Annotated in this window: 7 protein-coding genes and 1 pseudogene; all 8 read left to right on the top strand. The window is 29.9% G+C overall.

Annotation, left to right across the window (positions count from 1 at the left end):
- Positions 1-245: 245 nt before the first annotated feature.
- On the top strand, positions 246-2,420 hold the full coding sequence (locus tag KI686_RS05325) for a glycosyl hydrolase (RefSeq protein ID WP_237588229.1): 2,175 nt from the start codon (positions 246-248) through the stop codon (positions 2,418-2,420).
- A gap of 254 nt (positions 2,421-2,674) precedes the next feature.
- Positions 2,675-4,177, top strand: coding sequence for a T9SS type A sorting domain-containing protein (locus tag KI686_RS05320; protein WP_237588228.1), 1,503 nt, complete (start codon positions 2,675-2,677; stop codon positions 4,175-4,177).
- 81 nt (positions 4,178-4,258) lie between these two features.
- Positions 4,259-5,866: a glycoside hydrolase family 172 protein gene (locus tag KI686_RS05315; protein WP_237588227.1), complete on the top strand. Its 1,608-nt coding sequence runs from the start codon at positions 4,259-4,261 to the stop codon at positions 5,864-5,866.
- Positions 5,867-5,947: 81 nt separating this feature from the next.
- Positions 5,948-6,205 carry a hypothetical protein gene (locus KI686_RS05310; protein WP_237588226.1) on the top strand — a complete coding sequence of 86 codons (258 nt, stop codon included), beginning with the start codon at positions 5,948-5,950 and terminating at the stop codon, positions 6,203-6,205.
- A 14-nt stretch (positions 6,206-6,219) separates the two neighbouring features.
- Positions 6,220-6,861, top strand: a pseudogene (locus KI686_RS05305) (family 43 glycosylhydrolase); the annotation flags it as partial.
- 128 nt (positions 6,862-6,989) lie between these two features.
- Positions 6,990-8,402, top strand: a complete 1,413-nt coding sequence (locus KI686_RS05300; RefSeq protein WP_237588224.1) for a sialate O-acetylesterase — start codon at positions 6,990-6,992, stop codon at positions 8,400-8,402.
- A 556-nt stretch (positions 8,403-8,958) separates the two neighbouring features.
- Positions 8,959-10,782 (top strand): glycoside hydrolase family 97 protein, encoded by a 1,824-nt coding sequence (locus KI686_RS05295; RefSeq protein WP_237588223.1) that lies wholly within the window; start codon positions 8,959-8,961, stop codon positions 10,780-10,782.
- Positions 10,783-10,807: 25 nt separating this feature from the next.
- Positions 10,808-12,379 (top strand): sulfatase-like hydrolase/transferase, encoded by a 1,572-nt coding sequence (locus KI686_RS05290; RefSeq protein ID WP_237588222.1) that lies wholly within the window; start codon positions 10,808-10,810, stop codon positions 12,377-12,379.
- Positions 12,380-12,395: the final 16 nt, after the last annotated feature.

The raw sequence follows: 12,395 nt of genomic DNA, 5'->3' as shown, positions 1-12,395 counted from the left end.
TAGGTAGTTTTTCTATTTAACCTTTTTTTAATATCATTTTATACGGTTTTATGCAGTAAAGTATTAAGATGTCTTAAGAAAAATAAAATTAGACTAAGGGTAAAACAATAAATTAACGTATTAGTAATATAAAGTTTAAAAAGCTATACTATTTGATAATTTTAACTGGTTAATGTTAAATAAAAAATATGTAGTAATAAATTTTGATAAAAAACTAACAAAAAATTTATTAAACCTCAAATTTCATGAAGACAAAAATTACATCTATTATTTTTATTTTTTTAACATTTTATGCTTTTTCTCAGAGTAATCCTTGTGGAACAGTAATAAATGACACTTTTGATGAATCTGCACTGCCAGAAGAATGGGTAGAGTATAATACTACAGATCGGGTAACTGTAGAAGACGGACAGTTAAAGTTAGATTTTACAACAAGTAACCCATCGGTATACAGAAATTTTACACCTGTTACTAGTAATTTTTCTTATGCTTTTGAGGTGCAAAGTACGCGTAATTATGTTACTTGTTATGTAAATCTAGTATCTTCTACAGGAGAATATATAGCAAGTGTTGGATTGGGTTTATTAGGTAATAAAAAAATTAGATATGCTAGTAGTTTAAATCAAGGTGTGCCAGCTGGTTATACAGGTAATTTAATAACAGCAAATTATGCTTCTAACACTAAGTATTCAATTTCTTTAAATGCCAATATAGAAAATCAAACATTAGATTTTTATAATAATGGAGTTTTAATGGCTTCTGATATTCCTTTTTTAGAAACAACACAAGATGTAGCTAAAATAGATATTCAATTAACATATATGTATAGTAATGAAGGACGTTTCTTCTTTGATAATATCTCTGTAATTGGTTTAGAGGATGATCGTTTAGCACTTGTAAATAGTGTAAGTGATTGTGAAACATTATTATCATCTTCATTTGCAGGTGATAGTTATGGGCAATATCCTCAAGAAGCAATAGATGCATTTCAATTAGCTGTTGATTCTGCAAACACAGTTTTATCTAATTGTAGTGCAACTTCTACAGAACTAGAAAGTGCTTTATCAGAATTAGAGGCAGCAAAGGTTGTATTTGAAGCAACTCGTGTAAATGATCCTGTTTTAAAAATTTATTCTGAGTATGACTTTTCGGGGACAGAGCATGAAATTTATTGTGGATATTATAATGGAGGTTTAGAAGAGTATAATGATTGGGCTGTTTCTTTTACCCTAGAACAAGGTTATATGGTAACATTTGCTCAAGACGTAAATGGGTTGGGTGTAAGTAAAGTTTATATAGCTCAAGATCATGATTTAGCTATTAATTTACCAGAAGAGTTACAAAAAACAATATCTTTTATTCGCGTTAGTCCTTGGTATCCTGTTGGTAAAAAAGGAAGTTTAGGAGATGTAAATTGGGCAACTTCAGATAATTATAATACTACTTGGCATTACAATTGGGATTTATCATCATCAGAAAGAATTCCAGAAGTGCAATTTGTGCCAATGGCTTGGAGTACTGCAGATAGATGGACCTCATTAGAAAATATGGAAGCGATTGGAAGAGATATGTCTTTAAATCATTTAATGGCATTTAATGAGCCTGATAACTCAGATCAATCTAATTTAACAGTAGAAGAGGCTTTAGAATCTTATGAAAAATTATTAGCTTCTGGTCTTAGACTTGGTGCTCCGGGTGTAGAAAATATACAATATAGTGCTACAAATGATTCATTTAATTCTGGTTCTTGGATTCAAGAATTTATGGATTTATGTATAATACGTGGTTATCGTGTTGATTTTATACCGGCACATGATTATATCCGTCGTTCTCCGGAGACTTTTATAGAGAGATTTAAAGGGCTTCATGATAGATATGATCTTCCAATTTGGGTTACAGAATTTAATTATGGAAACCCTAATATAGGTTCGCAAGATCTTTCTATTTTAGAAGGTCTTGCCAATATAGAAGGCTTAGTAGAGGTTCTTGAAGAATCTGATTTTATTGAGCGCTATAATTGGTATTACTTTTTTGGATCTTCTACAGGTATAGGAGGTACAACTAACGGAGAACTAAATCTAATAGGACATTTCTACAGAAATTTTTATTCGCCAGCACCTTCATACATACAAGAAATCTATGAACAAGGAGCTCTATCTGTATCGGGTTCTGAAAAAATAGATGTAGTAAGTCTTTATCCTAATCCAGTAACAAATCAGTTACTTACAATTAATTATACAGACTCTTCATTACATAAAAATACAATTGTTAAAATTTTAAATTTATATGGTAAAGAAGTTTTGGTAAAAACAAATACACCAAAACAGATAGATGTATCTAATTTAACGAATGGAGTTTATTTGGTGCAAATTATTTCTGGTGAGAATATGCTAACCAAAAAAATAATAATAAACAATTAGAAATAATAATATAAAATTTTTAATAAAGCAGCATCTAATCATACAGATGCTGCTTTTTTTTATGCATAATAAATTTTAAAAAAATGATTTAAAATTTTTACAAAAAAAATGTTATGATGCTGTTTCTGCAACATTTGTACATATCAAATGAGAATTATAAAGGAGTAAATTTTGATAATTTTGAGGAAGCTAGATAGTATGTCTTTAGAGATAGTATAGCACTTAATAGATCAGAAATAAAAATAAGGATAATAATGAAATTAAGAATAACAATAATTCTATTGATCTTTATGGTCAATACATATTCTCAAACAAGTATAATAAACATAAATCCATCCGAATTAAATCAAGAAGTTGTCTTTGGTGGAGATAATAAATTAACAATAAAATCTTGGGCAGAAGGTAACACAGATGAGGTGTCTAGAAAACTATTTTTAGACATAGATTTAAAGATACTAAGAGTTCCTATTTTTGCTTTACAAACTATAGATGATCCTATTTATGATAACGTTATAAAAGTAATTAACTCTGTTAAGGTTTATAATCCAGAGGTTAAAATTTTTGCAAGTATAGCAAATGGAGATGGTTATGGTGTAAATCATCATGGAGCATCAAAGTTTCCTTCTGGATGGACAGGTTGTTGCGATTATAATGTGTATAGTTTAAACATTACGGCATATTCAAAATACTTAGATAGTTTTATGGAAAGAATGACCGATGCAGGAATAACAATTGATTATTTAGGGCCATATAATGAAGATCCAGGAGACGATTCTGATTATGTTAAGATTATAAATCAAATGACAAAATTGGGAGACACAAAAATGGTTGGTGTAGAAAGATGGGCACTACTATCTTCTGTTGCTGCTGTTGATGATATTGAAGATAGAGTAGATGTAGTTGGTTCTCATTTTTATGATGATACAACAATTGATGAAGCAAATTGGGATAGTAGTTGGGAGTCTCTTGTGGCAATTTCTGAAGATCCAGTTTGGTACACAGAATCAACTAGATATTCAACAGGTGATAATATTGACCTACTTATTGCTGGTATGGATAATATTTTTGCACCTATTAGAGGAGGTGTAGAAAGTATTATATTTTATCAAGTTTGTAAGCGATTTGTTTATGCTAACGGAAGTAAATTGCCTATAAAATATAGTGGTTTTCAGAATATTGTAAATAATTCAAAAGGAAATGTAGTAACTTCTAGTTCTAATGATGGTAATATTAAAGTAGTAGTATTTGGTAATAATTCAACATTAGACGTTCATATTATTAACAAAAACACAAATGACAATACAGTTAATTTACAATTATTAAATGATTACAGAGCAAATGGTGTAGTAACTAGAAAGATATGGACATCAACCGATATTGGTACTTCATCAACCTACAATATAACGGATGTTTCTGATTGGAGTATTACAGTACCTAAAACATCATATTCACATTTAAAATTTGATTTAAATATGTCTGTTTTAGATGTTGATGATGTTTTTAGAGAAGAAAAACAATTTATTAAAATAACTCCTAATCCTTCAAATGGTAATTTTCAACTTAACCTTCCTTTAATTAATGATTTAGAAGATGTGGTTATAAAAATATACTCATTAGTAGGTAAAGAAGTCTATTCTGAAACTAGAAATTACGACTCTAAAATTGTATTGAATAAAAAACTTTCTTCTGGAATGTATATTATTTCCGTAAAGGCAGGAGCAAATGTTTTTAAGGATAAAATTATAATTAAAGATTAAGTTGATACTATATAATAATTATGATTGTTTATTGCAGCAATATATTTAACTAAAATAATCTTTTAACTCTCTTATATTAGAATGAAACAAAAGTTACTATTAATAATTATTTTGATATGTATTGTATCATGTAATAATAAAGATAAAACAATTACCATTAAATCTTTGTTAAATGAAATGGTTGATAGAGAAAAATTAGCTCAATTTCCCGAATCTAATTTTAGATTAAAACAACAAAGTAGTTATAATAGAGCTTCTGTAAGCCCAAAAGATACAGTAGGTTGGTTTGAGAATCATGATTTTAATTCAAATGAAAAAGACCATAATTTTATTAGAATTGAAGAAAAAAATGGACAAAAAGAATGGGTTTTAATGGACCATAAAGGAGCCGGTACAATTGTGCGTACTTGGATGCCTTTTAAAAATCCTAAAAATTCAAATACAAACAGTATTATTAAATTCTATTTAGATGGTTCAGAAACTCCTGCTTTAGAAGGTAATATGTTAGAGTTGTTAAACGGAGATGGAGTTATACCTTTTCCATTAGCACATAAATCATTACGATCTGCAGTTTCTTTTTTTCCTATTCCGTATGCAAAAAGATGTAAAATTACAGTTACAGAACGTCCATTTTTCTTTCAGTTTACTTACAGAGAATATCCTAAAGAAACAGCTGTAAAAACATTCACCTTACAAGATTATAATTTAGCAAAATCAACAATTCAAAAAGTAGCTAAAACACTTTTAAGTGTAGGTACTAAAAACAAATTAGAAAAAAATGATAAAACTTACCATCTTAAACCAAATCAAGAAAAGGTTTTTAGTTTACAGAAAGGAGAAGCAGCTCTAAAAGAGTTATCGCTAAAATTAAAGAGTTATCAAGATTCTACAGTTACACGTTCAGTTATTATCAAAATTAATTTTGATGGAAAGCAAACTGTTTGGTGTCCTATTGGAGATTTTTTTGGGACAGGAGTTGGTTTGCATCCTTTTAAAGGATGGTACAGAACAGTTGCAGAAGATGGTACTTTGTCTTGTAAATGGGTAATGCCTTATCAAAAAGAAGCAAAAATAAGTATTGTTAATTTAGGTGAAAAACCAGTAGAATTTAAATTTAAAACGAAAGTAGAAAATTGGCAATGGAATGATAATTCTATGTATTTTCATACAGGTTTTCGTCAGCAATATCCTGTAGCTACAAGACCTTTTTCTGATTGGAATTATATAGATATAAAGGGTAGAGGTGTTTATGTAGGTGATGCATTAACGGTAATGAATCCTGTTAAGAAATGGTGGGGAGAAGGTGATGAAAAAATATATGTTGATGGAGAAAAGTTTCCATCAATTTTTGGTACGGGTACAGAAGATTATTATGCATATTCTTGGGGAGGAGTCAGTACCGATTTTTATGAACATCCATTTCATGCACAGCCTCGTAGTAATGTATATAATAAATTAAATAGAAAAACTAGTAACGAGAGAAATACACAAGGTTATAGTACAGAAACAAGAACTAGAGCTTTAGATGGCATGCCTTTTAGTAGTTCTTTAAAATTAGATATGGAGGTCTGGAGTTGGGCAGATTGTGATATGCAATATGCTGTTGGTGTGTATTGGTATGGAGATGCAAATTCTACAACAAATGTTAAACCTGTACCAGAGCAAGTTTCAATATTTCCTAAGTGGTAAAAAATACAAAGTAAGGATTGTGAGTAGTTTGGCTTTAAAAGATATTTTAATGTAAAACGTAAATCATTAAAAAAAATAAATATGAAAAGATTTGAATTATTACTATTTGTAATAGTATTAACCATTAATGTATCTAATGCTCAAAACCCAATTTTACAAAAAAAAGATTCAGGATTTATTTACGCAGCAGATCCAGCAGCAGAAGTTTTTAATGATAAGGTTTATGTGTATACTTCTAGAGATGTATCTAATGCCACTTCATTTAGTACAATGCAAGATTATGCCGTTTTAGAGTCTTCAGATTTAAAAACATGGATTAATCATGGGGGGTTGTATTAAAACCTAGAGAATACTCTTGGGCTTATGGTCAAATGAATGCGCCAGATGTTGCTTTTAAAAATGGCTGGTATTATTTTTATTTTCCTTATGATAAAACACATATTGGTGTGGCAAAAAGCAAAACGCCAATAGGGCCGTGGCAAGAAGCAGTTTCTAGTAAGATTACTACTATATTCGATCCAACTGTTTTTGTAGATGATGATGGGCAGGCTTACATTTATGGAAATGATACAAAAGTAAATATAGGAGAACCAGGAAGGCATATTATGGGGGCAAAATTAAAAGATAATATGGTTGAGTTAGATGGACCTTGGGTTCAACTAAGTAAAGAACAAGTTAATGAAGCGGTGCATGTTTTTAAAAGAAATAATATATACTATTTTCATGCAAGAGTTGGTAAAGTAACAAAATATTGGATGGCAGATAATCCATTACCAAAATATGCTACTTTAAAAGGAGAGTTAGCTCCAGATGCACCTAAAGCTCCAAATCATGCCTCAGTAATAAAGTTTAAAAAAGATTGGTATTTTTTTTATCATAGAGGAGATGTTAATGAGGGTTCTTTTCATCGAAGATCTACATGTATAGAAAAGATGATGTTTAGAGAAGATGGAACGATTATACCAATAGTATATACATTAAGTTTAGATAAATAATTTGTTTTAAATGTTTTAAAATAAATAAGTTATTGTATTTCTAAATAATAAACTAGCTTATTTTGTTTAGAATTAGATATTTAAGCATAAGATTGTATGAGTATGTTAAAAAAATAAGATTATATAAAATGAAACAGCTATTAAGTAAATTACAATTATTGATGTGTTTTGTTGTGTTGTTGGGTTCTAAAGCATTGAATTCACAAACCAAATTACCATCAATTTTGTCTGATAATATGGTTTTACAACAATCTGCAGATGTAAAAATATGGGGCTGGGACATACCTGATCAAAATATTATTGTTACCCCTTCTTGGTCAAAAGCTGTAAAAACTACAACAAATAAAGATGGGAAATGGCAGTTGTTAGTTAAGACGCCTAAAGCAGGTAAAATAGGGAGAATAAAAATAAAAGGCTCTACAAAACAAACAATAAATAATATTTTATTTGGGGAAGTCTGGTTATGTTCTGGGCAGTCAAATATGGAAAGAGAACTAGGGTTTAGAAATAATCAAAAACCAATTGTAAATTTTTGGGAAGAATCACAAAATGCAAATAATTCTAATATACGTATGTTTTTAGTTCATAGAAAAAAATCGAATACTCCATTAGAAGATTCTGTTGGTAAGTGGGTTATTTGCACACCAGAAACTGTTTTAAAATTCTCTGCTGTTGGTTATTTTTATGGTAAACAGTTGGTAGATAAATTAAAAACACCTGTAGGTTTAATTCAAGCTGCTTGGGGCGGAACTAAAGTAGAACCTTGGACGCCTAAAGAAGGTATAGAAAAAACTATTTTAGATGATAAGTATAAAAAAAAGTTTTCGTCTCTTTATAATGGTATGATTTCTCCTTTAATAAACTATAAAATTAAAGGAGCTATTTGGTATCAAGGAGAGTCAAATGTATCTAATTGGAAACAATATAAAAAGCTTTTTCCTAATATGATTTCAAGTTGGAGATCAGCATGGAATATTGGCAATTTTCCGTTTTATTTTGTGCAGATAGCACCTTATAATTATCCAGATAAATTTGGGGTTCCCAAAATTGTAGAAGCACAGTTAGAAGCTTTAAAGTTGCCAAATACAGGTGTTGCTGTAACACAAGATATTGGGGCTTTTAATGATATTCATCCGCCAGAAAAAAAAGAAGTTGGTCGTAGGTTAAGTTTAATTGCATTACATAAAACATATGGTAAAAAAGATGTTATATATTCTGGTCCCTTTTTAAAATCGTTTAAAACAGAAGAACAAAAAATAATTTTAGATTTTAAAACTCCAGGTTCTACATTACACTCTGTAGGTGCAATAATGGGGAAAATACCATCATTTTATATTGCGGGAGAAAACAAAACCTTTCATGAAGCTCAAGTTAATCAGAAAGGAAATCAAATTATATTAACCAGTACTAAGGTTAAATATCCTGTAGCTGTAAGGTATAATTGGGCTAATAATGCAAATGGAACTCTTTATAATAATGAGGGTTTACCTGCACTTCCTTTTAGAACAGATAATTGGGATGAAGTACTTTATGCAAAATAAAATTCTTTATAAAATTATAACTGTATTAAGTTTAAAGTTACATGTTTTTTAAATTGTAAAAAGATGCATTTTAAATACTAATTATTGGTTGTAGTCAATGTAAGTTTTAAATCAGAATTCTACATTTTAGAGAATACAATTAAGCTTAATTATGATATCCATTTTTCAAATAATATAAAAAGAATGTGGTTTGTTTTTTTGATAAAATAAAACGATGGAAAAAAGACGTCAGAAAAATATAATTAAAAACTGTTTTTAGATGCTAGAGTAAAAATATGGCTCTTAAACATTTAGAGTGTCTTTTTATCGCATATAAAAGTCTTTTTGCAACATTTATGCCTACTGTTTGATAAAAATGAAACATTTGTTTGACTTATTTTTGATTTAATTATTAGTAAAATAGGGTTCTTATTTATCTGATTGATAAGTAAAAACTAAATATAGAAAATCTATATTTTTTAATTAACAGTAATTAAGTAAAAAACATAAAATGAAGAAGTGCCTATTTGTATTAATGTTTGTGGCCATCTTGTTTAGCTGTAAACAAGAAAGTAAATTGGAAATAACCTCACCTAACGGACAGATTTCTGTTAAGTTAAAAACAGTAGAAAATAAGTTGGTTTATAATCTTTTTGATAAACAAATCAATTTAATTTCTAACTCAGAAATTTCTATTTTACAAAATGTATCAGTTAAAGTTTTAGAAACTAAAGTAAATCAAGTTAACAATACATGGAAGCCAGTTTGGGGGCAGTTTAGTGAAATTAAAGATCATTATCAAGAATTAGAAGTTTCTTTAAATTATCAAGAAGTACCAGCTACGTTGTTTGTAAGAGTGTATGATTCTGGAGTAGCTTTTAGATTTAAAGTAGATGAAGTCTCTAAAGACTTAAGTCCATCTTATTACATACAGTATGGATTATCTAATAACGATGAAATTTTTTCTCCTGCAGGAGAAGGAAAGCCTCTTGGTCCATTATCTATTGGAGACTTAGCTAATACAGATTTAAAAAAACAAATACTTAAAATGCCATTGTTGGTAGAAAACCATCAAAATAAATACATATCACTTTTAGAGTCAGATTTAGTAAGTGCTCCAGGTTTTGATGTAATGAAATTGTATTTTGATAAAGAAAGCAAATTATTAGCTTCTAATACTAAATTTAGTTCTACAAAAAACAATATTATAACTCCTTGGAGAGTAATTTTAATTGAAGATAATATAGGTGATTTATTAACCAATACAGTACCATTAAATGTAGCGGCAGCCAATAAAATAGAAGATCCATCATGGATTAAACCAGGGAAAACTTTATGGGATTGGAGAGTACATGGTTATACTGCAAAAGACGGATTTACTTACGGAATTGACAATGAAAGCTATTATAGGTTTATAGATTTTGCAGCAGAAAATGATATTGAATATTTTATGATTGATGATGCTTGGTATACACATGTAGAGCCAGGAAAAATGACATTATCAGAGAAGTTAGATTTAGATAAAGTAATAGAATATGCTAAAGAAAAAGGTGTAGAACTGCTACTATATTACGATAGAAGACAAGGAGATTACGGAGATAAAGAATTATTTCCTTATTACAAATCTCTAAACATGAAAGGGATTAAATATGGTTTTATGGGACCAAAAGTAGATTTTACTAGAGATGCCATACGTATGAGTGCAGACAATAATTTGTTGATAGATTTTCACGATGGTCCTGTTCCTTTTACTGGAGTTTCTAGAACGTATCCTAATGCCATTACTAGAGAATTTTGTCATGCACAACAAGATTCTAGACGTGCTTTTACTCCTAAAACATTTATTAGAATGGCATTAATTAATGCTCTTCAAGGTCCTTTAGATATGAATAATGGAATTTTTGATGTGACTAGTGTAAATGCAGGAGAAAGAGAAAAAGGACCTAGAAAATTAAACTCTTTACAAACCACCTCTGTGGCAGAAGCCGCAAGAACGTTAATTATTTTTAGTGGTTTGGTTTGTATTCCAGATGCTCCTGAAGCTTATGGAGAAAAATTAGATTTGTTTGAGTTTATAAAAGAAATGCCAGTAGGTAAATGGGATGAGTCTAAAGTATTACAGGCTAAAATGGATGCATACATTTCTACGGCTAGAAGAAGTGGTGACCAATGGTTTGTTGGTTCTGTACATGCAGAAGGAGGAACATTAGAAATTCCATTAGATTTTCTTGAAGAAGGAAAAACATACACGGTTACTTATTATGAAGACACCAAAGAAACAAATAGTAAAACAAATCCAGAAACTTATCAAGTAAGAACATCTACAGTTAAAAAAGGAGATGTAGTAAAAGCTAATATAGTTGAAGGTAGTGGTCATTGTATGTGGATTAGAACAGAATAAAAAACTAAGAAAGAGAATGAAAAATATGATAAAAAAACTATTTTTTACTGTTGCATTTCTGTTGGGGTATTGGGCAAATGCACAGCAAAATAAACAGCCCAATATTATTTTAATTTATGCGGATGATTTAGGAAAAGGGATTTTAAGTCATTATGGGCAAAAAATTATTAGCACCCCGCATATAGACCAATTAGCACAAGAGGGAATTACTTTTGAAAACGCATATTCAGGTATGGTATGTGCTCCCTCAAGAGCATCGTTAATTTCTGGATTAAGAGATTCTGATCCAACTAATTTTGAAATCACCAAAGCAGGTATTTATAAAAAAATAAGTGATGGAAAATACACCAATCAACAAATTCAACATAAAATAAATACAGCGTTAACACCACCCGATAAAAATGCTGTTTTTTTAGGAGAGGTAGCTCAAAAGCAAGGTTATGTAACAGGACAGTTTGGAAAGTTAGAGTGGGGGTTTGCAACATCTCACGAGCAAATGGTAAGACATGGTTGGGATGAATATTACGGATATTTAGATCATGTAAGAGCTCACGGTTTTTATCCTCCTTTTTTATTTAGAAATGGAGAGGTAGAATATATTGAAGGAAATACGCATGCAGATTGTGGAAAAACAAAAGAGAAAGAAACACCTGAAAAATACAAAGAACGTTGGAACATGAACGGAAAAACCGTTTATTCCCAGCATTTGTTTATGAACAATGTTTTAAACTTTATTAGTAAAAATAAAGCCAATCCATTCTTTTTATATTTTCCTACGCAATTGCCACATGGTCCTGTTTCGGTACCAGCTGTACATCCAGATTTTGCCAATAACAAGCAATTAACTACCATAGAAAAAGAATATGCTTCCATGGTAAAAATGTTAGATGACAATGTTGGACAAATAATGGCACATTTAAAAAACTTAGGGATTGATGAAAATACATTGGTCATTTTTACATCTGATAACGGTCACGAAATTTATTATTCCAAAGAGGGAAGAGTATCTAAACCTTATAAAAATGTAAAAACAGGAGAACGTTTTGATGATTTAAAAGCTAAGTTTTATAGTGAGTTAGGAGGTGATGTTTTTGATGGTAACGGAGGTAGAGCCGGTTTAAAAAGGAGCAATTTACAAGGAGGAATCCAAACCCCTTTAATTGCTAGGTGGCCTAAAAAAATAGCCAAAGGAAAACAGAGTAATTTATTAGTAGCCAATTATGATTTTGTAGCCACTATTGCAGATGTTACAGGGTACAATGGCAAAGTAAAAACAGATGGATTGTCATTTTATAAAGAGCTAATAGGAAAAGGAAATACAAAAGAACACGATTATGTGGTTTATGCATCTTTTATAGGCCCAACTATTATTACCAATGATGGATGGAAGTTAAGAACGCATTTGCCTAAAAATGCTTTTGAGTTGTTCTACTTACCAGATGATTATCGTGAAGAGAAAGATTTGTCTCAACAGTATCCAGAAAAAGTAAAAGCGCTTAAAAAGGAAATGAAAAAAGCTTGTGCTGGAGATTTAGAAAATGGAGTTTTTACGTTTGGAAAAAATTCTGTGGATGTAGAAAAATCATCAAAAAAATAAAATAGCTATAAAATTA

The sequence above is a fragment of the Polaribacter sargassicola genome, assembly GCF_021991835.1.
Taxonomy (GTDB): domain Bacteria; phylum Bacteroidota; class Bacteroidia; order Flavobacteriales; family Flavobacteriaceae; genus Polaribacter; species Polaribacter sargassicola.
Note: the sequence above shows the minus strand (reverse complement) of the source record. Positions and strands in the feature narration are given on the sequence as shown.

What these genes read in the sequence shown, in the direction of transcription:
- KI686_RS05290 (WP_237588222.1), top strand. Translation starts at nt 10,808, where the DNA reads ATGATAAAAAAACTATTTTTTACTGTTGCATTTCTGTTGGGGTATTGG.
- KI686_RS05300 (WP_237588224.1), top strand. Translation starts at nt 6,990, where the DNA reads ATGAAACAGCTATTAAGTAAATTACAATTATTGATGTGTTTTGTTGTG.
- KI686_RS05320 (WP_237588228.1), top strand. Translation starts at nt 2,675, where the DNA reads ATGAAATTAAGAATAACAATAATTCTATTGATCTTTATGGTCAATACA.
- KI686_RS05315 (WP_237588227.1), top strand. Translation starts at nt 4,259, where the DNA reads ATGAAACAAAAGTTACTATTAATAATTATTTTGATATGTATTGTATCA.
- KI686_RS05310 (WP_237588226.1), top strand. Translation starts at nt 5,948, where the DNA reads ATGAAAAGATTTGAATTATTACTATTTGTAATAGTATTAACCATTAAT.
- KI686_RS05325 (WP_237588229.1), top strand. Translation starts at nt 246, where the DNA reads ATGAAGACAAAAATTACATCTATTATTTTTATTTTTTTAACATTTTAT.